The sequence below is a fragment of the Shinella sp. R2-11 genome (assembly GCF_055330205.1).
Genome location: NZ_JBVAPC010000003.1, coordinates 611,809 through 633,606, shown reverse-complemented (window position 1 = coordinate 633,606; position 21,798 = coordinate 611,809). Strand labels below are relative to the sequence as shown.

Below are 21,798 nucleotides of genomic sequence, written 5' to 3'. Positions count from 1 at the left end.
GCCGATGCATGGTGTCGTAACCATCGGCGATTGCATCGTCGACGAAATCAGGGTCGAGGGGAAAGACCCCGAGCGGTTCGCCGGCGGGGCAGGGCTCAACCTTGCCGCCGGCATCGCCCGGCTCGGCCTGCCTTCGACGCTCGTCACGCGCGTCGGGCAGGACCGGGACGGATACTATCTCCTGCGCTATGCGCGCGAACGCGGCATCCGGGTCGTCAACACGCCGACGGTGGACCCGACGGGCGTCGTCAGCTCGACGCGACTGAACGGCGAGCCGAGCTATGCCTTCGCGCCGGCCATGTACCGCCGCCGGATCGCCTTCGGGGCGGAGGCACTGCATGTGCTGTCGAATGCCGCCGCCGCGATCGTCAACTCGTATCCGCTGGACAATCCTTCACATGCCGACGATCTGGTGCAGGCCTTTTCCGCCGCGCCCTGCTTGCGGATCGTCGATCCCAATCCCCGTCCGCGCCTGATCTCCCCCCTCCCGGCCTACCGGCAGGGATTTGAGAAGGTCCTGCCCGTCGCGAGCCTCGTGAAGCTCAGCGACGAGGATGTCCAGCTCCTCTACGGAACGGACTGGCGGTCGGTGGCGGAACATCTGTTCGGCATGGGGGTCGAAACCGTCCTGTTTTCCCATGGTGCAGGCGGAGCGACCCTGGTCGAACGATCGGGTCTTCAGGTCGCGGTTCCGATTGCCGACAGGCCGGAGCCGATCGTCGATACGATGGGAGCCGGCGATGCGACGCTGGCAAGCCTCGTCGCCTCCCTGCTGCGCGGCGGGCGGCCCGGCACGGCCGACGTCTGGCGACACTATCTCGCGGAGGCGATGGCGGTCGCCGCCGCGACCTGCCGCCGGGCTGGCGCCGAGCTCGTCCTGCCGTAGCGCCTCGCCTCGGGGCCACCCGGTTCCCATCCCGGGAGGAACCCAATATGTGATATCGACATGCGGTCGAAAAATCGGGACGGAACATGACGCAGGCACCGAATGACAAGGCAGCGAGATTGATCGACGTGGCGCGGCGCGCCGAGGTGTCGCGCGCCACCGCCGCGCGCGCGCTCGGCGGCTACGGCCTCGTCACGGAGGCGACCCGCGAGCGTGTCATGGCGGCGGCAGCGGAGCTGAACTACCGGGTGAACGAACTGGCCCGGTCGATGCGCTCCGGCCGGTCGCTGACGATCGGCGTCGTGGTCGCCGACATCTCCAACTCGTTCTTCACCAGCGCCATCCGCGCCATCATCGAAACCGCCTCCAGGGCCGGCTACCAGATCCTTGTCCTCAACACGGACGACGATATCGAAAAGGAGCGGAACGCGGTCAGGGTTCTCATCGAAAAGCGGGTCGATGGTCTCATCGTCGTGCCGGCTTCGCAGAACGAGATCGAGCACCTGATCGTCCAGAGCGAGCCGGAAGTGCCGGTCGTGCTGCTCGACCGGCGGGTCGATTCGGACGAGATCGACTTCGTCACGACGGATGATCGCGCCGCTGCCGGCGAGGCCATCCGGCATTTTGCCGCCGCAGGCCATGTGCGGGTCGGCCTGCTGGTGGCGACGGCGAGCGTCGAGAAATACAGCCCGACCATGCCCGACCATGTGGTTGGCACGGTCCGCGACCGTGTCGAAGGCGCGATGGCTGCCTTCGCCGAACTGGGGCTTGCGGCCAGTCCGCAATGGACGCGTTTCTGTCACAGCAGCGTGGAGATCGCCCACGAGGCGATGATCGAGATTCTCAAGAGCCCCGAGCCGCCGACCGCGATCCTCGCGACAAACGAGGAGATGGCTCTGGGCGCATTGGGCGCGGCCCAGGAACTCGGATTTGAGATCGGCGAGGATCTTTCCATCATCGCCTTTGACGAGGCGCCATGGACCCTCGTGTTCCGGCCGCCGCTTTCCGTCGTGAAACGCCCGGTCGCCAAGCTCGGCGCGACGGCGGTGGAGCTGCTGCTCAAGAAGATCGAGGATAACTCATACCGAAGCTCCCAAATCCTGAACGCCCAGCTGGTGGTTCGACAATCAGTGACAGCGCCCCGCGCAAGATAAAATCCGGAGCGCAATGGTGGAACGAGCCTCTATCGGGCGCTTTCAGGGTGGCCGGGTGCCAGCGGGGCTTCCGCCGCGCCGCGTGCCCCGCAGCGCCACATAGATCGCCGGAATGACGAGCACGGTGAGCAGGGTCGAGGAGGCGAGGCCGAAGAGCAGGGAGATGGCGAGGCCCTGGAAGATCGGGTCGGTGAGGATGACCGCTGCTCCGATCATCGCGGCGAGCGCCGTCAGCAGGATCGGCTTGAAGCGGATCGCGCCGGCTTCGAGCAGCACGTCGACCAGCGGCCTGTCCGCTCCTCCGGAATGACGGATGAAGTCGACCAGCAGGATGGAGTTGCGCACGATGATGCCGGCGAGCGCGATGAAGCCGATCATCGAGGTCGCCGTGAAGAGCGCGGCGAACAGCCAGTGGCCGAGCATGATGCCGATGAAGGTGAGCGGTATGGGCGTGAGGATGACCAGCGGCAGCCGGAACGACCCGAACTGCGCCACCACGAGAATGTAGATGCCGAGGATCGCCACGATGAAGGCCCCGCCCATGTCGCGGAAGGTGACCCATGTCACCTCCCATTCGCCGTCCCACAACAGCGTCGGGCGGGTCTCGTCGTCCGGCTGGCCGTGCAGCGCGATCTCCGGCTTCGGCAGGTCGCCCCAGTCGGCCCCGGCGATGGCGTCGTTCACGGCGAGCATGCCGTAGATCGGCGCCTCGTAGGCGCCGGCAAGCTCGGCCATGACCATCTCGGCCGATCGGCCGTTGTGCCGGAAGATCGGATAGGATGCCGGCTGCGGGGAGACGGATACCACATCGCCGAGCTCGACGACGCCGCGCCCGCCGGGCAGCGCGTTGGCCGGGACCGGCGTGGTGAGGGCGCGTTCGCCGAGCACGTTTCCGTTCTTCGGCAAGGCGATGCGGATCGGGATCGGCTGGCGCCCGCCGCCGCGGTGCGAATAGCCGACTGTCGCGCCGCCATAGAGATAGCGCAGCGTGTCGTAGACGTCGGATTGCTCGACCCGGTAATAGTCGAGATTGTCCTGATCGATGGAAACGCGCATGCGCTGCGGCCGGTTATGATAGCTGTCGTCGACGTCGACGATGAAGGGCACGCTCTCGAAGGCCTCGCGCACCTTGCCGGCGACGGCGTGGCGCGTCTCGGCGTCCGGCCCGTAGATCTCGGCGAGAAGCGTGCCGAGCACCGGCGGTCCCGGCGGCGGCTCGACCACTTTCGTCACCGTGCCCTGCGGCAGGTCCAGCCCTTCGAGGCGCTTGCGGATGTCGAGCGCGATGGCGTGGCTTGCGCGCGTGCGTTCGCCCTTGGCGAGGAGGTTGACGACGATGTCGCCCTGCTGCGGTTCGGCGCGCAGGGCGTAGTGCCGCACCAGCCCGTTGAAATCGAAGGGGGCGGCGGTGCCCGCATAAGTCTGGAAGGAGACGATCTCCGGCAGGTCGCGCAGCCGCTCGACCATCTGCTGCAACGTCCGGTCCGTGTCCTCGACCGAGGAGCCCCTGGGCAGGTCGAGCACGACCTGAAGGTTCGCCTTGTTGTCGAATGGCAGGAGCTTCACCGTGACGTGCCGGGTGTAGAGCAGCGTGAGGGAGGCGAGCGTGGCGATGCCGACGACCAGCAGGAAGGACCAGGCGCGCGCCCGGCTTTTCAGGACGGGGCGGGCGATGGCGCCGTAAAGGCGGCCGAGACGCCCGCCGTCCGCCGCCTCGTGGGCATGCCCGCCCGCGGCGTCCTTGCGCCCGAGCTTCGTCATCAGCCAGGGCGTCAGCATGACGGCGACGAAGAAGGAGAACAGCATGGCGGCGGAGGCATTGGCCGGGATCGGGCTCATATAGGGGCCCATCATGCCCGACACGAACAGCATAGGCAGGAGCGCCGCCACGACCGTCAGCGTCGCCACGATGGTCGGGTTACCGACTTCGGCGACGGCGTCGACGGCAGCCTCGGCCCGCGAGCGGCCGTCATGCATGGCCCAGTGCCGGGCGATGTTCTCGATGACCACGATGGCGTCGTCGACGAGGATGCCGATCGAGAAGATGAGTGCGAACAGGCTGACGCGGTTCAGCGTGTAGCCCATGATCCAGGACGAAAAGAGCGTGAGCAGGATGGTGATGGGGATGACGACGGCCACCACCATCGCCTCGCGCCAGCCTATGGCGAAGGCCACCAGCGCGACGATCGAGACGGTGGCGAGGGCGAGATGGAAGAGAAGCTCGTTGGCCTTCTCGTTCGCGGTCTCGCCGTAGTCGCGCGTCACCGTCATCTCGACGTCCTTCGGGAAGACCTGGCCGCGGACCTGCTCCAGGCGCCGGACGATGTCGTCGGCGATGACGACGGCGTTGGTGCCCGGGCGCTTTGCGACCGCCAGCGACACCGCCGGAGCGCGCTGCAATCCGTCCGGCGTGCGGCGGATATCGGTGACCCGGCTTTCGGCGGGCGATGTCGCAAGCACCGTCTTCGCCACGTCGCGCACATAGACGGGCCTGCCGTCGCGCGCGGTGAGGAGGATGTTGCCGATCTCGGAGAGTTCCTGCAGCGTCTGGCCGGCGACGACCGCGCGCTGCTCGCCCGCTTCGCGTACCGTGCCGACACGGAAGGAGCGGTTCGCGCCCTCGATCCTGGCGGCAAGCTGCTGGAGGGTGATGCCGTAGAGCGAAAGCCGCTCCGGATCCGGCTCGACCTCGAATTGCTCGGGCTGCTCGCCGACGAGATAGGTGAGGCCGATATCGGGAAGCTTGGCGACCTCGACCTGAAGCTCGCGCGCCAGCCGCGTCAGGCCGTTGGCCGTCCACCGCTCGGCGCTCTCCGGCGTCGGCCTGAGCGTGACGACGACGATCGCCACGTCGTCGATCCCGCGCCCGACGATCAGCGGTTCGGGAATGCCGACCGGGATGCGATCCATATTGGCGCGGATCTTCTCGTGAACCCTCAGGATGGCGGCGTCGGCATCCGTGCCGACCTCGAACCGCGCCGTCACCAGCGTGCCGTCGTCCTCGGTCTGGGAATAGACGTGCTCGACACCGTCGATGCCCTTGACGATGGTCTCCAGCGGCTCGGTGACAAGTTTGACGGCGTCCTCCGCCCTCAGGCCGTTGGTCTCCACCCGAATGTCCACCATCGGCACGGAGATCTGCGGCTCTTCCTCGCGCGGCAGGGAGACGAGCGCGATGAGGCCGAGCGCGAGGGCGGCGAGGAGGAAGAGCGGTGTCAGCGCGGAGGCGATGAAGGCGCGGGTCAGGCGACCGGCGATGCCGGGATCGGGAATTGGCGGTTTCATGGCAGCACGATCCGGTCGCCGTCGTGAAGGCCGGTCAGGATCTCGATGCGCGGCTGGCCGCCTTCGTCGAAGCGCTCACCGAGGATGACGGCCACATCTGCTTCGCCCGAGGCGGTGGCAAGGCGCACGTAATCGATGCCGTGCAGCGTGCGCACCGCCGCCGGCGGCACGGCGAGCACCGAGCGCCTGCCGACCGGGATCGACACGAGGGTGCGCTCGTTGACGAAGTAGTCGCCGATGCCCGCGACCTCGACATCGGCGATGACGCGCCCGTCGACGATCTCGGGATAGACCTTGGCGATGCGGCCGCGATGCGCCGGGGTGGACCGGTCCGCCGACGCCGTCAGGCCGCGCGCGGCGACCATGACGTCCGCGCCTTCCGCGATCTCGGCGGCGTGGCGCTCGGGCAGCGACAGGCGCAGGTAATAGGGGCCGGGCGCGATGCGGGCGATCTCCTCGCCCGCCAGCACCACCGAGCCGGGCGTCACCGGCACCGTCAGCACGCGGCCGGTGGCGGGCGCGACGACCGTGCCCTCGCGGGCGCTCTGCTCGATGACGGTCCTTTCGGCCTTGGCCGCCGCGACCTGGTTGGTGGCGACCTCGAACTGCATTCTCGCCTGGTCGAGGTTCGCCTGCGTGCCCGAGCCGCTCGATCTCAACTGCTGTGCCCGGTCGAGCTGGAGCCGGGCATTGTCGAGCTGGGAGCCGAGCGCGGCTATCTTGGCCTGCGCGGCATCGAGCTGGAGCGCAAGCTTGTCGTCGACGATGACCGCGATGGCGTCGCCTTCCCTGACCTCGTCGCCCTGGCTGACGCGCAGCTCGCGTACCGTGCCGCCGATCCGCACGCGCGCCGGCACCACGATGCGGCTTTCCACCTGGCCGAACACGGCCTTCATCTCCGGGACGGTCGTCGCCCTGACGAGGAATTCGGCGGCACTGGCGCCGTGGCCCGGCAAGGCCAGCAGCAAGGCGAGGATCGCCATGGAAGGACGCGGGATCGGACGGTGCATGAAGGAATGCTCTCTTGCTACTTGAATGCGACGCCTGCCGGACAGCCGAGCTTCCGGAACACGATTGCAGCCGGGCAGAAGCCGGTGAACGAGGCCTGGATCAGGTTGAGGCCGACGAAGACGTTCAGCAGATACCACCAGGGCGAGACATAAAAGCCGAGCGCCAGGGAGAGCAGAACCATGAAGCCGGCAAACAGCAGCACGGCGCGATCGATCGTCATGTTGAATACTCCTTCGGTTGGAGACCCGGTTCAACCGGTGGTCTCGATGTGGATGTCCTTCAGCTTCCTGATGCCGAGCATGTCGAGCACGAGGTTCTCGTAGAAGGTCTCGGACTTGCCCTGCCGCACCTTGCGCAGGAAGTATTTCTCGAAACCGACCTTGGCGGCGTGGACCCATTTGCCCTGTGCGGACCAGTTGACGTTGCGCGGCGGGATCTGCGGCTGGGCGACGAAGGCGATGCCGTCATCGCCGAAATCGGCAAGGCAGACCGCGTTCCAGCTCGCCACCGCCCGCGGCTCCTCGCCTTTCAGGAGAGCGGCGATGTTCTCGGCCGCCGCCGTCACCATGGATTCGATCATGAAGCCGGTCTTCGGCACGCCGACTGCCAGCGGCGTCTTGCCGACGGGCGGAATGGCGACGCCGACGCCGATGCCGAAGACATTGGGGAAGGCCGGATTGCGCTGGTGCCGGTCGATGACGACAAAGCCGCGCGGATTGGTGAGCCCCTCGATGCCGGCGACCGCGGGCACGCCGCGGAAAGCCGGCAGCAGCATCGAGAAGGCGAAGGGCAGCTCGTGCGTCGCCTTGAGCGCGCCGGCCTCGTCGACCTCCTCGGCAATCAGCATGCCGGGCTCGACCCTTGTCGTCCTGGCATTGGTGATCCACTTGATGTGGCGCTCGCGCAGCGCGCTTTCGAGCAGACCCTTGGTGTCGCCGACGCCGTCGAGACCCAGATGGCCGATATAGGGCTCGGGCGTGACGAAGGTCATCGGCACGCGGTCGCGTATCCTGGCATTGCGAAGGGCGGTGTCGAGGATGAAGGCGAATTCGTAGGCCGGGCCGTAGCAGGAGGCGCCCTGCACCGCGCCGACGACGATCGGCCCCGGCGCCTTCACGAGCACATCGAAGGCGGCCTTCGCCCGGACGGCGTGGTCGACATGGCAGATGGATTGCGTGTGGCCGCCGGGCCCGAGGCCCGGCACTTCGTCGAAGGCGAGCTCGGGGCCGGTGGCGATGACGAGGTAATCGTAGTCGAGGACGGAGCCATCATTGAGCTTGACGCGGCTCTCCCCGGGATGCACGCGGCGCGCGCCTTCGGGCCTGAGCGCGATGCCATGTGCCTTCAGGACCGGGACGAGATCGACGGTGATATCCTGCGGCTGCCGCCAGCCGACCGCGACCCAGGGATTGGACGGAACGAAGGAATAGGTCGAGCCGAGATTGACGACGGTGAGGCGATCGTCACGCTGGAGCTTGCGTTTCATCTCGTAGGCCATGATGATTCCGCCGAGGCCTGCACCGAGAACGACGATATGGGTCATGGCTTTCGCTCCGTTGTGATGGTGGCAATCCGCCCCATTGCGGGGGAAGGAAGGCCACTCAGTTCAAGTGTTCAGAGGCTGCATGACTTGCACATAACATTCAAGGATTATAAATTCAAGAATATGAATGTAGAAGAGATGATCCCGGCGGCGGAAAAGGCCGCAGACCTGATGCGCAGCCTCTCGCACCCGCAGCGGTTGCTCGTCCTGTGCGCCCTTGTCGACGGCGAGCGGTCGGTCGCCGACCTGCGGCAGATGCTCGCCATCGAGCAGGTGCCGATGTCGCAGCAGCTCATGCGTTTGCGGGGGGATGGATTGGTCGAGGCCCGCCGTGAGGGGACGACCGTCTATTATTCGATCGCCCGGCCGGAGGTGCGCGCCGTCGTCCAGGCGCTCCACGACGCGTTCTGCCCGCCGGGTGGTGGCAAACGGCCGTGACCTGCGGGATGAAAATCACGGGCTTCCACGGTTCGATTCCGGCCGGCAATTCGGACCGGTTCAACGCCTGGAAGCGGAATCTGAATACGGCTCAGGAAAGACCCTTGACCGACGCGCGCTCGACGATCTCGGTTTTCAGGACCACCTTGCGGGCCTCCGCGCTTTTGCCGTTCAACCGTTCCACGAGCAGCCTGGCCGCCGTTTCGCCAAGCTGATAGACGGGCTGGCGCACGACGGTGACGGGCGGAGACGTGACGGCCGTCCAGTCGGCATCGTGGAACGAGACGAGCGACAGGTCGTCCGGGATCGCAACGCCGACCGAACGGCAGGTCTTGAACACTTCAAGCCCGATGACGCTGTCCGAGGCGATGATGGCCGTTGGCCGCTCTTCCGCCCGCAGCAGGGTGGTGACGATGCCGTGCGTTGCTTCCGGGGTCGTCGCGCCGACGCGCACCCAGTCGCTCATCGCCGGTAATCCGGCTTCCTTGCCGGCGCGAAGGAAGCCCTCGATGCGCCGCCGCACCGAACCGGTATTGATGTCGGTCAGGGTATGAAAGACGTGGTCCGCCGTATCGCATGCGGTGAGATAGGCGATGCGGTTGTGGCCGAGCGCGATGAGTTGCCGGGTGATGCGCTCGGCGGCGTGCCGGTCGTCGGCGATCACGGTATCGACATCGAGAGCCTGGCCGCCGCGGTCGAGCAGCGCGAGCGGCACGCCCGAACGGGTTGCCTGCCCGAGGTGCTCGACATCGCTTTCCTTCGAGGGCGAAACGATCAGGCCGTCCACGCGCTTGGCCAGCAGGGTACGGATCGCCGCCTTCTCCGCCGTCACGTCCTCACCCGAATTGATCAGGATGACCGTGAAGCCCGCCTGACGGGCGACATCCGTAATGCCGCGGACGGCAAGGCTGAAGAACGGATTCTCGATATCGCCCACCACCACGCCGATCGTGCCGGAACGGCCCGTCGTCATGCTGCGGGCGAGTTCGTTCGGCCGGTAGTCGAGGCTGCGCGCGGCGGCGATGACGAGCGCGCGCACCCGCTCGCTGACCGTTCCATAGCCGCCCAGCACGCGGGCGGCGGTCGCCTTCGAGACGCCCGCCTCATGCGCGACGTCGGCCACTGTGACGGAGGTGGTTCGGGGCGGGCTCTGGTCCATGAGCCGTAGCCTTACAAGAGATATTGACGACTGGCAAATGCGAAGATAACAATTGCCAAAAGTCAAAGAGACCGGTCTCAATGTAGAAAGAGACCGGTCTCAAATAAGAAACGTGGAATTCCGGCATTTCGGGTGGCGCCCGTGTGCCCGGAGAAATCTCGGACACCACCAGAGGAGACGAACAGATGCGCTTTACCGAAACCTTCACTTCCCCCTTTGCCCGGCTGCGCGCCGGTGCTCTCGCTGTGGCCCTCGGCGTTCTGGCGGGCGCCGCGACGCCGACGCTGGCCGAGGACAACCCGCTCGGGCTCATCGATCCCGCCGTCATCAGCGTCGGCACGATGGGCGATGCCAAGCCCTATGCCTTCACGACCGCCGATGGCAGCTTCACCGGCTTCGATATCGAGCTCTTCCTCGACGTCGCCGAGCGTCTGGGCTTCAGGAAGGACCAGGTGATCTTCACCGGCCAGGAATTCTCCGCCCTGATGCCCTCGGTCGCCAACAGCCGCTTCGACGTCGCCGCGGCCGCCATCGGCACGACCGACAAGCGCAAGGAAACCGTGGATTTCTCCGACGGTTACCTCGCGGGCTTCCTGACCGTGATGACGCCGGATGCGGGCATCACCGATGCGGCCGGCCTCAAGGGCAAGCGCCTCGGCGTCGTGCAGGGCACCCTGCAGGAAATCTATGCCGAGAAGAATTTCACCGGCGCGGACCTGGTGAAGTTCCCGGACAACAATTCCGCCGTCTCGGCGCTCAACAACGGCACGGTCGATGCGCATTTCCTCGATTACGAGGCGGCGAAGGACTACGCGGCCCGCTATTCGGAGCTGAAGATCGCCGTCAATATCCCGAGCTTCGACGCACCGGCAGGTTTCGTGGTCCGCAAGGGTAACGATGCGCTGCGCGAGGCGCTGAACAAGGGCCTGCACGACGCCATGCAGGACGGCACCTGGAAGACGCTGCACGAAAAGTGGTTCCCGGGCACGCCGATGCCGGACGCCTATCTTCCCAAGCAGTGATGCCGCCTTGCCGGTCCGGCCCCGCCGGTCGGACCGGTCCTTCTTTCAAGGGACCTCCTGATGAACTGGCTTGAAAACCTGCGCCGCAGCTTCCTCGACTGGAACGCCATGGCCGAAGTGCTGCCGACCATGATCACGGTCGGCCTCAAGAATACGCTGATCCTTGCGGCGGCCTCGACGGTGCTCGGCGTCGTCATCGGCATGGTGCTGGCCATCATGGGCATTTCCCGCTCGCCGTGGCTGCGCATTCCCGCCCGTGTCTATACGGATGTCTTTCGCGGCCTGCCGGCCATCGTGACCATCCTCCTGATCGGGCAGGGCTTCGCACGGATCGGCCGGGAGCTGTTCGGCCCGTCGCCCTATCCGCTCGGCATCCTGGCGCTCAGCCTGATCGCCGGCGCCTATATCGGAGAAATCTTCCGCTCGGGGATCCAGAGCGTCGATCGCGGCCAGATGGAGGCATGCCGGGCGCTGTCGATGAGCTACGGGCAGGGCATGCGGCTCATCGTGGTGCCGCAGGGCGTGCGCCGCGTGCTGCCGGCGCTCGTCAACCAGTTCATCGGCAACGTCAAGGATTCGAGCCTCGTCTATTTCCTCGGCCTGCTTGCAAGCGAGCGCGAGATCTTCCGCGTCGGGCAGGACCAGGCTGTCGTCACGGGCAATCTCTCGCCGCTCCTGCTGGCCGGTGTCTTCTACCTCGTCGTCACCGTGCCGCTCACGCATGTCGTCAATGCGATCGACAACCGCCTGCGGATCGGCAAGCAGCGCCCGGCATTCGTTACCAGCGGGCTGGAGGAGGTCAGCGAGCTCGACAGTGCCTCCCGCGCCTCCGGCGCCGCCTTCAAGGGCGGAAGCCTCGACGTGCGCCATCTCGGCATGGCCTATGGCGAGCTCGACGTGCTGAAGGGCGTCGACCTTTCGGTGAAGCCGGGCAGCGTCACCTGCATCATCGGCCCGTCCGGCTCGGGCAAGTCGACGCTTCTGCGCTGCCTCAACCGACTAGTCGAGCCGAAGAGCGGGGACATCCTGCTCGACGGCGAGAGCATCCTCGCCATGAAGCCCGAAACGCTGCGCCGCCGGGTCGGCATGGTGTTCCAGCACTTCAACCTGTTCCCCGATCATACGGCCCTGGAAAACGTCATGCTGTCGCTGACGAAGATCAAGGGCCTGCCGAAGGCCGAGGCCGAGCGCATCGCCAAGGCGCGGCTTGCCGATGTCGGCCTCGCGAGCCGCCAGCATCATCGCCCGGGCGGCCTTTCGGGCGGCCAGCAGCAGCGTGTCGCCATCGCCCGCGCGCTCGCCATGGAGCCGGAGGTCATCCTCTTCGACGAGGTGACGAGCGCGCTCGATCCCGAACTGGTCAAGGGCGTGCTCAACCTCATGGCAGACCTCGGCAAGGGCGGCATGACCATGGTCGTCGTCACCCATGAAATGGGCTTCGCCCGCCGGGTCGCCGATCAGGTCGTCTTCATGGACGAGGGACGCGTGGTGGAGGCCGGCACGCCCGAGGCGATCTTCGACAACCCGCAGAGCCCGCGTCTCCAGCGCTTTCTTGCGGAAGTGCTCTGAGCCGGGGCAGGAGAGAAAGATGACACGAACGATACGATGGGGCGTTCTCGGCTGCGCCGGGATCGCCGCCAAGGCGGTCATTCCCGCCATCCAGTCCAGCCGGCTGGGGCGGGTCGCCGCCATTGCCTCGCGCGATGCCGGCAGGGCGGAGGAGATGGCGGCGCGGTTCGGCATCGCCAGGGCCTATGGCAGCTACGAAGACCTGCTTGCCGATCCCGCGATCGATGCGATCTACAACCCGCTGCCCAACCATCTGCATGTCCCCCTGACCATCAGGGCGCTGGAACACGGCAAGCCGGTGCTCTGCGAAAAGCCGATCGCGCTCGATGCGGGCGAGGCGACGGCGCTGGCGGCTGCACAAGAGGCAACGGGCCTGCCGGTCGCCGAAGCCTTCATGGTGCGCCATCATCCGCAATGGAGGAAGGCGCGCGCGCTGGTCGCCGAAGGGCGGCTTGGCGAGGTGAGGGCGATCCAGACGATCTTCTCCTATTATCTCGACGATCCCCGCAATGTCCGCAACCAGGCGGATATCGGCGGCGGCGGCCTGTTCGACGTCGGATGCTATGCCATCAACACGGCCCGCTTCCTGTTCGGCGCCGAGCCGCTGCGGGCCGTCGCGCTGATGGAGCGCGACCCGGCCTTCGGCACGGACCGGCTGACGAGCGGGCTGCTGGCGTTTCCCGGAGGCCGGCAGCTTGCCTTCACCTGTTCCACGCAGCTTGCGCTCACGCAAAAGGTCACGGTGCTCGGAACGCGCGGGCGGCTGGAAATCCCGATCCCCTTCAATGCGCCGGCCGACGAGGCGACAAGGCTCGCGCTTGACGACGGCCGGGACCTGGCCGGCGGCGGGCGCGAGGAAATCGCCATCGAGCCGGTCGACCAATATCGCGAGCAGGCCGACGCCTTCGCTGAAACGATCCTTTCCGGCAAGCCGCTCGAGACGGGGCTGGAGGACGCGATCGCCAATATGAAGGTGATCGACGCGCTCTTCCGTTCCGCCGTCAGCGGCCGCTGGGAAGAACCCTGACCGCCCGTCCATCTGCATGACCAAACGAAAGACAATCCCATGACCGACAATACGATCTCCTCGGCCGTCATCATCGGTGCCGGCATCTTCGGCGTCTCCACCGGCGTTCAGCTTGCCCGCCGCGGCATCCGCGTCACGATTCTCAATGACGGCCCGCCGGCGAACGGCGCTTCCGGCCGCTCGCTCTCCTGGCTGAACTCGGCACGCATGCGCTCGGAGCCTTATCACCGCCTGCGCATGGCCGGCATCGACCGCTACCGCACGCTCTCAGCCCGGCATCCCGAGGCCGAATGGCTTCGCTTCGACGGCGGCCTGACCTGGGATGCCGACGACGAGCGCAACGAGATCGACGCCGCCTACCGGCATGAGCTGTCGCTTGCCTATGACGCGCAACGGCTGTCGGCCGCGGATGTCGCCGGCGTCACGCCCGGCGTCGATGGGGGCACGATCACGCCGCAGGGGGCGATCTTCAATCCCGGCGAGGGCTGGGTCGACCTGCCGGCGTTGATCGGCGTGCTTCTCGAGGAGTTTTCCGCCCTCGGCGGCGTGCTCGTGACGGACCAGGGGCGGGCGCGCGTCGTGATCGAAGGTGGCCGGGCCGTCGGCGCCGAGACGGCGACGGGTGAGCGGTTCCCGGCCGATGCCGTCGTGCTGGCGACCGGGCCCGCCGTGCCGAGGATGGCCGCCGAGAGCGGGCAGACCATCGGCGACGGCACGCCGGTCGCCCTTCTGGTGCAGACCCGGCCGCTCGTCCATCCTCTGCGCGCGGTCCTCAACACGCCCCGCGTCGCCGTCCGCCCCGCGCCGGGCGGCACCTTCGCGCTGGATGCCGACTGGGCGGCCGACGAAGGCGTGCGGCCGCGCGCGGACGGCGGATACGATATCGATGACAGCGTCGTCACGGCCCTTCTGGCCGAAGCCGCAAAGGTGATGGAGGGCAATCCCAGGCTCGAAGTCGCCACGATCGGCGTCGGCGGCAAGCCCATCCCCGGCGACGGCGAGCCGGTCGTCGGCGCGCTCAAGGCGATCCCGGGCTACTATGTCGCCTTCAGCCACAGCGGCGCGACGCTCGGCCTCATCGTCGGCGAGCTGCTCGCCCATGAGGTCGCCACCGGCGCCGAGCACCCCATGCTCGCGACCTTCAGGCCGGAGCGCTTCGCGCCATGAAAGGGCATGTCCTGCCGGGCGGTGCCTGAAGCATGAAAATCGCTGCGATGACCTGGGTTTTGGCACAGATCATCGCGGCGTGGCTCCTCCAACGGCGTCGCCGCCCGCATCGCGGCGACCGGCGGCAAGCCGGATGTGGCATTGACCGCACCGTTGCCGGCGCTGCGCCGCGTGCCGTCACGGTCGCTGCTTCCTCTGATGCTGGCAATTCGCCACTCGCGTAGTGCCCTCCGGTTGTGCGAACACCCCGCGCCGTGCTCCTTGCATGGGAGGAAAAATGCATTTCATCCCCGCTCGCCCCGCAGGTCTTCCTCGATTCTTGACACATTCTGCATCATCTTCTCGTTGCCGAATGCCAGGCAGTGGAACAGCACCTCGTTGAACATGATCTCCAGCGCGCGTGTCATAACGGCGTCCGCACCGAACAGGTTGATCCCCGGCGGGGTGATGATCGGGATGTCGGCAATGGCTTCCAGCGGGGAGGTGGAGACGCCGAGGACGGCGGCGAGCGTGGCGCCGCGCGTCCTGGCGATCTGGGCGGCGTGCAGGGTCGGCCGCGTCCGGCCGGAATAGGAAATGGCAATCGCGAGATCGCCCGGTTCCATCAGGGATGCGCCGGCGATCTGGTTGTGATGGTCCTCGGAGAACGCGATACGTATGCCGAGACGCATCAGGCGCTGATGCAGGTCCAGCGCCACGACCGCCGAGGCGCCGACGCCGAAGACCTGCACGCTGCGCGCGTCGCGGATGGCATTGACGAGCCGGTCGAGCTCCGTGGAATGGGACAGGAGATCGGCAAAGCGCAGCGCCCGGACGGACGCGCTGTGAAACACCTTGTAGGCGATTTCCGCGAAACTGTCGGAATGGGCGATGGCGTCCGACACCACATTCGTCGAGACCGGCCCCTGCATGCTGCGGCTTTCCTGAAGCAGTGCCCGGCGCAACTCCTTGAGGCCGTTGTATCCCAAGCGCTTGCAGAGCCGATCGACGGTCGAGCGGCTCGTGCCCGTCCGTTCGGCGATGGCCGAGGAGGGCAGGCCCGCAACATCATATTCGGCAATGCTCAGCAAGAGCTCGATGACGCGCTTTTCAGCGGCCGAAAACTCCATGCGCGAGACGCGGTGGAGCAGAGAATCCCCTGTGGAGGTCATTTTACCCTCGTTTTTGACGCATTTTGCTTCATAAATTGCACAAAAAAACATTTTGCGAAACATAAATTGTCATGTAGGCAAAAGACGGAGGACGGCTCGGGAGTGAGGCCGTCAGCAATGGAGGAAATCATGAATTTCATCAGGAAATCCGCATATATTGCCGCATTGTCTGCTGCGACCGTCCTGTCGGCATCGTCCATGGCCGCCGCCGTCGAGCTGACCTTCTGGCACCACACCTATCCGCCGGCACGCGAATTCATCGAGAAGAAGGCCGCTGAATTCACCGCGCAGCATCCCGACATCACGATCAAGCTGCATGACGACCCGCATGGCGACTATGAGGTCAAGCTGCTCGCCGCGATCGCCGCCGGCAACGCGCCGGACATCGTCAACGTTCTCGACTACCTGTTCCCGCAATATGCCGGCCGCGGCATTCTGGCCGAAGTCGACAATGCCGCGTTCGGCGTGAAGGACGCCGCCGAGCTCGAGGCGTTGTATCAGCCCCAGGCCCTCTCCGGCCTGACGATCAACGGCAAGGTCTACGGCGTTCCGGAAGAGTTCAACACGCTGGCGCTCTTCATCAACAAGGCGCATTTCAAGGAGATCGGCCTCGATGCGGAAGACGAGGCGAACTGGCCGAAAAACTGGAACGACCTGCTCGACGTCTCGGCAAAGCTGACGAAGGAAGACGGCTCGCGCCTCGGCTTCAACTGGGTCTGGAACCTCGATCCCTACTGGTACGCCCAGCAATACTGGCCGATCCTCCAGCAATATGGCTGCGATGTCGTGGATGCGAACGGCAAGGCGACGATCAATTCGGATGCCTGCGTCAAGGCCTTCACCGAAACGTGGCAGACGCTGATCGACAAGAAGATCGGCGGGCCGACCATGGCGACCGTCAATCCGGTCAACGCGCTGCAGGACTTCAGCGAAGGCCGCCAGTCCATGGCGATCGCCGGCATCTGGGCGCCGCCGCTGTTCTCCGACGAGGTCAAGGAACAGTATGTCGTCGCCCCGCTTCCGCAGCTCGACGCCGCCAATCCGAAGACGCTCCTGAACTCCTATGCGCTGGCCGTCACGGAAGGTTCGAAGCACAAGAAGGAAGCCTTCGAGTTCCTCAACTTCCTGACCTCCGACAGCGCGGGCTACCTTGCCGCCACGGGCTATGTCACGGGCCGCAAGGGCTGGGCCGAGAGCGAGACGGCGAAGAACACCCGCGGCGCGGCGATCTTCGCCGAAGGCCAGAAGCACGGTTCCTTCGTCTGGCGCTCCGAGACCTGGACGCAGGAAGGCAACGCGATCAAGGCCGCCATCGAGCAGTTCGCCCAGGGCGTCCCGGTGAAGGATGCGCTCGACCAGGCCGCCCAGGACATCGACACCGTCCGGCAGAAGTAAGGCCCGCAGCAATGAAGATCGGACAGAGCCGTTTCCGGCAGAGCAACGTGACCGTCTGGGGCATCGTCTTCGCGCTGCCCGCCCTCGGCTACATCCTGCTGTTCCAGCTCTATCCGATCCTCTTTTCCTTCTACATCAGTCTTCATGACTACGATCTCCTGTCGGACCCGGTCTATGTCGGCTTCAAGCACTTTGCCGCGCTGCCGCATGACCGGGCCTTCATGAGCTCGCTCTGGATCACCATCGCCTATGTCGCCTACACCGTCGTGCCGGTTCTGGGATTGTCGTTCGTGATGGCCTGGGCGCTGACGCAGGTGCGGACGTCCCGCGGGTTGTGGCGCACGCTTCTCTTCATCCCCTCGGTCATGCCGATTGTCTCGGTCGCGCTCGTCTGGAAGCTGATCTTCAACTTCAACGGACCGATGAACGACGCGGTCACCAGCCTCGGCAGCAGCCCGATCCCCTGGCTCAACAACAGCAATTACGCACCGATCGCTCTCGTCATCATGAGCTGGTGGCACGCGGCGAGCTACTACATGATCATCTTCCTTGCCGGCTTCCTGGCGATCCCGCGCGACTATTACGAGGCGGCGTCGATAGACGGTGCGCGCGGCTTCCAGGTCCTGCGCTACATCACGCTTCCGGCGATGAAGCCGACCATCGCGCTGGCGGTCGTGCTGTCCACGGTCAACGGACTGAAGACCTTCGCCTTCCAGCAGATCGTCACGGACGGCGGGCCGGCCAATTCCACGCAGATCATGACCCTTCTGATCTACAAGACGTCGTTCAGCTATCTCGATATGGGCCGCGCCAGCGCCTATTCGGTCGTGCTTTTCGGCGGCATCCTCCTCGTCAGCCTCGTGCAGATCTGGCTTCTGAGGGACCGCAATGCCTAGCTCCGCCTTCCAGCGCTACAGCGCCATCGCCATTCTGCTGCTCGGGGCCGTGCTCACGCTCTATCCCGTCGTGTGGATGGTGTCCTCGTCCCTCAAGGAGAGCCGGGAAATCTTCAGCACCGCGCTTTTCTCGATCGGATCGGCCGGGTTCAGGAACTATGTCTCGGCCTTCTCGCAGCGCCCGTTCTTCGTCTATCTCCTCAACTCGCTTCTCGCCTCGGGCATTTCCGTGATCCTGACGGTGCTGCTGAGCGCGCTTGCGGGCTATAGCTTCGCCAAGTTCCGTCATGGCCTCGCGCCCCTCTTCTGGATGATCGTGCTCGTTTCCGTGATGATCCCGCTCGAAGCGATCGTCATTCCGCTGTTCCTCGAAGTGCACGCCTTCGGCTGGACCAACACCTATGCCGGCCTGATCCTCCCCACGGCCTTCAACGTGGTCGGCATCTTCATCTTCCGCCAGGCGATGGTGTCGATCCCCGACGCCTATATCGAGGCGGCGCGGATCGACGGCGCGAGCGAGCCGCGCATCCTTTTCTCGATCATCCTGCCGATGGTGCTGCCGACGGCCGGCGTGGTCGCGATCCTGACGTTCAATCTGACCTGGAACAGCTATCTCTGGCCGCTGATCGTCGCCTCCGACGATACGCTGCGCACGCTTCCGCTCGGCATGGCCGCGTTCCAGGCCGGCTTCAACACGCAGTACGGCGAGGTCATGGCGGTTTCCGTGTTCGGCGCCTTGCCCACCGCGATCTTCTTCCTCTGCCTCCAGCGGTATTTCGTCGAAGGCGCCGTCGCATCGGGTGTCAAATGAGATATGCGATCGATCTCGGCGGCACCCATGTGCGTGTGGCGGCCGCGCAGTCCGGCTGCGAATGGCGCCACCAGCACCGCTCGCGCCGCGTGCCCGGAATGACGCCGGCCGACTTCGTCGCCCTGCTGTCCGACCTCATCCGCGAATGGGGCACCGCCCGGCCGCAGTCGATCGGCGTCTCGGTCGCCGCGGTGGTCGATGACGAGGGCTATCTCCTCGCCTCGGAAAACCTCGGCTGGAAGGATGTGCCGCTGCGCCGGATTCTGGCGGATGCCTTTTCCTGTCCCGTTCTCGTGGAGACCGACGTCTTCTGCGGCGCTGCCTATGAAACGCGGCTCGGTGCCGCGGCAGGCGCGACCTCCGCGCTCTATCTCGGCATCGGCACGGGCATCGGGCATGCGCTGATCCTCGATGGCCGCGTGTGGCGCGGTGCGCGGCGCGGCGCGAACGCCTTCGGCCATATGATCGTCGATCCCTCCGGCGCGCGCTGCTATTGCGGCCATCAGGGATGCCTTTGCACCGAGGCCTCCGGCCTCGCGCAGGCGGACAAGTCGGCGAGCGACGTGCCCCTTCAGCGTCTGGCGCTGTCCATCGGCAATGCCGTCACGCTTGTCGAGCCCGAATGCGTCATCCTTTCCGGCGGCGCCTTGAACCAGGCGTGGTTCGATCTCGACCGGCTCGCCGCGCTCATTCCGGCCTTCACCTATCCCGCAGCAAGCCAGCCGCGCCTGATCCGCAGTTATGCGGCAGACCCGAACCTGTGCGGCGCCCTTTTACTATCGATGGAGCAATCATGATCAGAGAAAGCGCAACCTACTGGATCAACAAGGCCTATCGCGAGGGCTGGGCCGTGGGCATGTTCAACGCCCATCACCTGGAGGCCGTTCAGGCGATCTCCAGCGCTGCCGAGAAGGCGAGGGCGCCGCTGATGCTCAGCACCACGATGGGCGGCCTCAAGCATGTCGGCCTCGATTATTTCATGGGTATGGCTGAAGCCGCGCGCGACCGCACGTCCGTCCCGCTCATCCTCCATCTCGACCATGGCGCCGACTACGAGACGGTGCGGATGTGCATCGAGGCGGGCTTCGATTCCGTCATGATCGACGCGTCGAGCGCATCCTATGACGAGAATGTCGAACTCGTGCGCAAGGTCGTTGCGCTGGCGCGCCGCCACGGCGTCGGCGTCGAGGCGCAGATCGGCGAAACGCTGGCGGAAGAGGGCGACGAGGTCATCGAGCGCAAGACGACGGTCGAGGAGGCGGTGGCCTTCGTTCGCGACACCGGCGTCGATTATCTCGCCGTCTCGATCGGCAATACGCCCGGCGTTCTCGGCGACGGCGCGCCGATCGACGTGCCGCTGGTCGAGCAGCTTTCCGCCGCGCTCAAGATGCCGCTGGTGCTGCACGGGGGAACGAGCGTTCCCGCCGAGACGGTTTCCGCGGTGGTCAAGGCGGGCATCGCCAAGATCAACATCGACGCTGCCGTCAAGGGCGGCTTCCGCGAAGCGCTGATCAAGGCCTACAGCGTCGCCGACCCGGTGGTCGACACGCGCGAGCCGATGGCGGAGTCGCGCAGGCTTGCCGAGATCGCCGTCGACCGCCGCCTGCGGATGTTCGGCGCCAACGGACGCGCGGAGTAAAGAGCCATGCCGGCAGCGCCTGCGTCCCAAGTCATCCTGCTCGTGGGCCTGCCCGGCGTCGGAAAGACGACGCTCGCCGATGCGCTGGCCCGGCGCATCGGTGCGGAGATTCTCAGCCGCGACAGGATCCGGGATGCGATCTTCCCGGATGTCTATCTCGACTATTCCCCCGATCAGAACCAGGTCGGGACGGATGCGCTGCTTTCCGTCCTGCAATATATCCTGCACCGTCACGATGGCGCCCGCCTGATCATCGACGGCAAGCCGTTTTCGCGTGCGCACGAGGTCCGCAGCATCGTCGCGCTGGCGGAGCGGCACCATGCGCGCGTCCATGTGGTGCACTGCGACGCGCCGCTCGATGTCATCAGCGAACGGTTGAAGAACGGCCTTTCCGATGCCTCGAACCTCAGGGCGCAGCGCACCCCGGAAAAGGCCGCGCGCATTCATGGCGAATTCGAGCCGCTCGATATCCCGCACATCAGGGTCGACATGACGGGCGCGCTCGACGGCATCGTCGAAGAGATCGTCGCCTATATGGCGGAGGGCGGGAACGCCGCGCCGCTCAAGAAAGAAAGTGGAACCTGATGGCCAGCGTAACCCTCTCCGACGTCCGCAAGCGGTTCGGCGACCTCGAAACCATCCACGGTGTCTCGATCGATATCGCCGACGGCGAATTCGTGACCCTTGTCGGCCCGTCCGGATGCGGGAAGTCGACGCTGCTTCGGATGATCGCGGGGCTGGAATCGGTGACGGGCGGCTCGGTCTCGATCGGCGGCAATGTCGTCAACGACGTCGCACCGCGCGACCGCGACATCGCCATGGTCTTCCAGAGCTACGCGCTCTATCCGCATATGACGGTCGCGGAGAATATGGGTTTCTCGCTGAAGCTGCGCGGATTGCCGAAGGACGAGATCGACAGGGCCGTTCGCTCCGCCGCCGCCATTCTCGGCCTGGAGCCGCTTCTTGCGCGCTATCCGCGCGCGCTTTCCGGTGGCCAGCGCCAGCGCGTGGCCATGGGGCGCGCGATCGTCCGCAAGCCGGCGGTCTTCCTGTTCGACGAGCCGCTGTCCAACCTCGATGCCAAGCTGCGCGTGCAGATGCGCCAGGAAATCAAGGACCTGCACCAGAGGCTCGGGACGACGTCCATCTATGTCACGCATGACCAGGTGGAAGCCATGACCATGGCCGACAAGATCGTCGTGCTGCGCAATGGCAGGATCGAGCAGGTCGGCCGCCCGCTCGACCTCTACGATCGCCCCGTCAACCGCTTCGTCGCCGGCTTCATCGGCTCGCCCGCCATGAATTTCATACCTTGCAGCGTGTCGCAGGGATTGCTCGTCGCCGGGGACGGAACCGTCCTCGCGACGGCGACAGGCGCATTGGGAGCCTCGGGCGATATCGTCTTCGGCATACGCCCGGAGCATGTGGAGATCGACCCTGCCGGCATTCCGGCCCGTGTCCTTCTCGTCGAGCCGACGGGGTCGGAAACGGTATTGTCGCTGGAGATCGCCGGGGAACGCATCCTCGCCAGCATGCGCGAGCGAACGACTGTCGATATCGGATCGACGGTCCACGTCTCCTTCCGGAAGGAGGCGTGGCATGTCTTCGATGAGAGCGGGGTGCGGCTTGGATAGGGTGCCGGTGC

The 21,798-nt window shown here is 66.0% G+C and carries 20 protein-coding genes; 14 read left to right on the top strand and 6 right to left on the bottom strand.

The window, feature by feature from the left end; all coding sequences use genetic code 11:
* Positions 1–4 precede the first annotated feature (4 nt).
* The gene (locus tag ACZ1A1_RS11295; protein WP_463620009.1) at positions 5–886 is read left to right on the top strand and encodes a carbohydrate kinase family protein; all 882 of its coding nucleotides are present in this window, start codon (positions 5–7) and stop codon (positions 884–886) included.
* Between the two features lie 86 nt (positions 887–972).
* Positions 973–2,040, top strand: a complete 1,068-nt coding sequence (locus tag ACZ1A1_RS11290) for a LacI family DNA-binding transcriptional regulator (protein WP_463620007.1) — start codon at positions 973–975, stop codon at positions 2,038–2,040.
* A gap of 42 nt (positions 2,041–2,082) precedes the next feature.
* On the opposite strand, the gene ACZ1A1_RS11285 is transcribed toward ACZ1A1_RS11290, so the two are convergent.
* The 4 genes from ACZ1A1_RS11285 to ACZ1A1_RS11270 are packed head-to-tail and all read right to left on the bottom strand — an operon-like array spanning position 2,083 to position 7,879.
* Positions 2,083–5,325, bottom strand: coding sequence for an efflux RND transporter permease subunit (locus ACZ1A1_RS11285; RefSeq protein WP_463620005.1), 3,243 nt, complete (start codon positions 5,323–5,325; stop codon positions 2,083–2,085).
* Positions 5,322–6,335, bottom strand: coding sequence for an efflux RND transporter periplasmic adaptor subunit (locus tag ACZ1A1_RS11280; protein WP_463620003.1), 1,014 nt, complete (start codon positions 6,333–6,335; stop codon positions 5,322–5,324). Before ACZ1A1_RS11280 ends, ACZ1A1_RS11285 begins: the two co-directional genes overlap by 4 nt.
* A 17-nt stretch (positions 6,336–6,352) precedes the next feature.
* Positions 6,353–6,556: a YgaP family membrane protein gene (locus ACZ1A1_RS11275; protein ID WP_415214825.1), complete on the bottom strand. Its 204-nt coding sequence runs from the start codon at positions 6,554–6,556 to the stop codon at positions 6,353–6,355.
* 30 nt (positions 6,557–6,586) lie between these two features.
* Positions 6,587–7,879, bottom strand: a complete 1,293-nt coding sequence (locus ACZ1A1_RS11270; RefSeq protein ID WP_463620001.1) for an NAD(P)/FAD-dependent oxidoreductase — start codon at positions 7,877–7,879, stop codon at positions 6,587–6,589.
* A 123-nt stretch (positions 7,880–8,002) separates the two neighbouring features.
* On the opposite strand from ACZ1A1_RS11270, the gene ACZ1A1_RS11265 reads away from it, so the two are divergent.
* Entirely contained in the window at positions 8,003–8,317 is a 315-nt protein-coding gene (locus ACZ1A1_RS11265) for an ArsR/SmtB family transcription factor (RefSeq protein ID WP_313192465.1), read from the top strand.
* Positions 8,318–8,408: 91 nt separating this feature from the next.
* On the opposite strand, the gene ACZ1A1_RS11260 is transcribed toward ACZ1A1_RS11265, so the two are convergent.
* The gene (locus tag ACZ1A1_RS11260) at positions 8,409–9,476 is read right to left on the bottom strand and encodes a LacI family DNA-binding transcriptional regulator (protein WP_313192466.1); all 1,068 of its coding nucleotides are present in this window, start codon (positions 9,474–9,476) and stop codon (positions 8,409–8,411) included.
* 185 nt (positions 9,477–9,661) lie between these two features.
* Here ACZ1A1_RS11260 and ACZ1A1_RS11255 point away from each other — a divergent pair, with 185 nt between their 5' ends.
* Genes ACZ1A1_RS11255 through ACZ1A1_RS11240 form a run of 4 tightly spaced genes read left to right on the top strand, consistent with a single transcriptional unit; the run spans position 9,662 to position 14,261 of the window.
* Positions 9,662–10,498 (top strand): ABC transporter substrate-binding protein, encoded by an 837-nt coding sequence (locus ACZ1A1_RS11255; protein ID WP_463619999.1) that lies wholly within the window; start codon positions 9,662–9,664, stop codon positions 10,496–10,498.
* Between the two features lie 60 nt (positions 10,499–10,558).
* Positions 10,559–12,067 (top strand): amino acid ABC transporter permease/ATP-binding protein, encoded by a 1,509-nt coding sequence (locus tag ACZ1A1_RS11250; RefSeq protein ID WP_463619997.1) that lies wholly within the window; start codon positions 10,559–10,561, stop codon positions 12,065–12,067.
* A gap of 19 nt (positions 12,068–12,086) precedes the next feature.
* Positions 12,087–13,094: a Gfo/Idh/MocA family protein gene (locus ACZ1A1_RS11245; RefSeq protein WP_463619995.1), complete on the top strand. Its 1,008-nt coding sequence runs from the start codon at positions 12,087–12,089 to the stop codon at positions 13,092–13,094.
* A 39-nt stretch (positions 13,095–13,133) separates the two neighbouring features.
* The gene (locus tag ACZ1A1_RS11240; protein ID WP_463619994.1) at positions 13,134–14,261 is read left to right on the top strand and encodes an NAD(P)/FAD-dependent oxidoreductase; all 1,128 of its coding nucleotides are present in this window, start codon (positions 13,134–13,136) and stop codon (positions 14,259–14,261) included.
* Between the two features lie 284 nt (positions 14,262–14,545).
* Here the strand turns inward: ACZ1A1_RS11240 and ACZ1A1_RS11235 are convergent, their stop codons facing one another.
* Entirely contained in the window at positions 14,546–15,412 is an 867-nt protein-coding gene (locus tag ACZ1A1_RS11235; RefSeq protein ID WP_415215138.1) for a MurR/RpiR family transcriptional regulator, read from the bottom strand.
* Positions 15,413–15,541: 129 nt separating this feature from the next.
* Here ACZ1A1_RS11235 and ACZ1A1_RS11230 point away from each other — a divergent pair, with 129 nt between their 5' ends.
* From ACZ1A1_RS11230 to ACZ1A1_RS11200, 7 genes are read left to right on the top strand one after another with little or no spacing between them, the layout of a single operon-like run.
* Positions 15,542–16,807, top strand: coding sequence for an ABC transporter substrate-binding protein (locus tag ACZ1A1_RS11230; RefSeq protein WP_463619992.1), 1,266 nt, complete (start codon positions 15,542–15,544; stop codon positions 16,805–16,807).
* An 11-nt stretch (positions 16,808–16,818) separates the two neighbouring features.
* On the top strand, positions 16,819–17,703 hold the full coding sequence (locus tag ACZ1A1_RS11225) for a carbohydrate ABC transporter permease (protein WP_463619991.1): 885 nt from the start codon (positions 16,819–16,821) through the stop codon (positions 17,701–17,703).
* Positions 17,696–18,514, top strand: coding sequence for a carbohydrate ABC transporter permease (locus ACZ1A1_RS11220; RefSeq protein ID WP_119254740.1), 819 nt, complete (start codon positions 17,696–17,698; stop codon positions 18,512–18,514). Before ACZ1A1_RS11225 ends, ACZ1A1_RS11220 begins: the two co-directional genes overlap by 8 nt.
* On the top strand, positions 18,511–19,311 hold the full coding sequence (locus ACZ1A1_RS11215; protein WP_463619990.1) for an ROK family protein: 801 nt from the start codon (positions 18,511–18,513) through the stop codon (positions 19,309–19,311). The genes ACZ1A1_RS11220 and ACZ1A1_RS11215 overlap by 4 nt, the downstream gene beginning before the upstream one ends.
* Positions 19,308–20,153 (top strand): class II fructose-bisphosphate aldolase, encoded by an 846-nt coding sequence (locus tag ACZ1A1_RS11210; RefSeq protein ID WP_463619989.1) that lies wholly within the window; start codon positions 19,308–19,310, stop codon positions 20,151–20,153. Before ACZ1A1_RS11215 ends, ACZ1A1_RS11210 begins: the two co-directional genes overlap by 4 nt.
* Positions 20,154–20,159: 6 nt before the next feature.
* Complete coding sequence (locus ACZ1A1_RS11205; protein ID WP_463619988.1) at positions 20,160–20,738, top strand: P-loop nucleotide/nucleoside kinase family protein; 579 nt, start codon at positions 20,160–20,162, stop codon at positions 20,736–20,738.
* Positions 20,738–21,787, top strand: a complete 1,050-nt coding sequence (locus ACZ1A1_RS11200) for an ABC transporter ATP-binding protein (protein WP_463619987.1) — start codon at positions 20,738–20,740, stop codon at positions 21,785–21,787. The genes ACZ1A1_RS11205 and ACZ1A1_RS11200 overlap by 1 nt, the downstream gene beginning before the upstream one ends.
* Positions 21,788–21,798 lie beyond the last annotated feature (11 nt).

Coding starts and splice junctions, on each gene's coding strand:
- ACZ1A1_RS11230 (WP_463619992.1), top strand. CDS start 15,542: ATGAATTTCATCAGGAAATCCGCATATATTGCCGCATTGTCTGCTGCG.
- ACZ1A1_RS11250 (WP_463619997.1), top strand. CDS start 10,559: ATGAACTGGCTTGAAAACCTGCGCCGCAGCTTCCTCGACTGGAACGCC.
- ACZ1A1_RS11285 (WP_463620005.1), bottom strand. CDS start 5,325: ATGAAACCGCCAATTCCCGATCCCGGCATCGCCGGTCGCCTGACCCGC.
- ACZ1A1_RS11205 (WP_463619988.1), top strand. CDS start 20,160: ATGCCGGCAGCGCCTGCGTCCCAAGTCATCCTGCTCGTGGGCCTGCCC.
- ACZ1A1_RS11220 (WP_119254740.1), top strand. CDS start 17,696: ATGCCTAGCTCCGCCTTCCAGCGCTACAGCGCCATCGCCATTCTGCTG.
- ACZ1A1_RS11255 (WP_463619999.1), top strand. CDS start 9,662: ATGCGCTTTACCGAAACCTTCACTTCCCCCTTTGCCCGGCTGCGCGCC.
- ACZ1A1_RS11245 (WP_463619995.1), top strand. CDS start 12,087: ATGACACGAACGATACGATGGGGCGTTCTCGGCTGCGCCGGGATCGCC.
- ACZ1A1_RS11280 (WP_463620003.1), bottom strand. CDS start 6,335: ATGCACCGTCCGATCCCGCGTCCTTCCATGGCGATCCTCGCCTTGCTG.
- ACZ1A1_RS11225 (WP_463619991.1), top strand. CDS start 16,819: ATGAAGATCGGACAGAGCCGTTTCCGGCAGAGCAACGTGACCGTCTGG.
- ACZ1A1_RS11265 (WP_313192465.1), top strand. CDS start 8,003: ATGAATGTAGAAGAGATGATCCCGGCGGCGGAAAAGGCCGCAGACCTG.
- ACZ1A1_RS11240 (WP_463619994.1), top strand. CDS start 13,134: ATGACCGACAATACGATCTCCTCGGCCGTCATCATCGGTGCCGGCATC.
- ACZ1A1_RS11210 (WP_463619989.1), top strand. CDS start 19,308: ATGATCAGAGAAAGCGCAACCTACTGGATCAACAAGGCCTATCGCGAG.
- ACZ1A1_RS11270 (WP_463620001.1), bottom strand. CDS start 7,879: ATGACCCATATCGTCGTTCTCGGTGCAGGCCTCGGCGGAATCATCATG.
- ACZ1A1_RS11215 (WP_463619990.1), top strand. CDS start 18,511: ATGAGATATGCGATCGATCTCGGCGGCACCCATGTGCGTGTGGCGGCC.
- ACZ1A1_RS11260 (WP_313192466.1), bottom strand. CDS start 9,476: ATGGACCAGAGCCCGCCCCGAACCACCTCCGTCACAGTGGCCGACGTC.
- ACZ1A1_RS11275 (WP_415214825.1), bottom strand. CDS start 6,556: ATGACGATCGATCGCGCCGTGCTGCTGTTTGCCGGCTTCATGGTTCTG.
- ACZ1A1_RS11295 (WP_463620009.1), top strand. CDS start 5: ATGCATGGTGTCGTAACCATCGGCGATTGCATCGTCGACGAAATCAGG.
- ACZ1A1_RS11290 (WP_463620007.1), top strand. CDS start 973: ATGACGCAGGCACCGAATGACAAGGCAGCGAGATTGATCGACGTGGCG.
- ACZ1A1_RS11200 (WP_463619987.1), top strand. CDS start 20,738: ATGGCCAGCGTAACCCTCTCCGACGTCCGCAAGCGGTTCGGCGACCTC.
- ACZ1A1_RS11235 (WP_415215138.1), bottom strand. CDS start 15,412: ATGACCTCCACAGGGGATTCTCTGCTCCACCGCGTCTCGCGCATGGAG.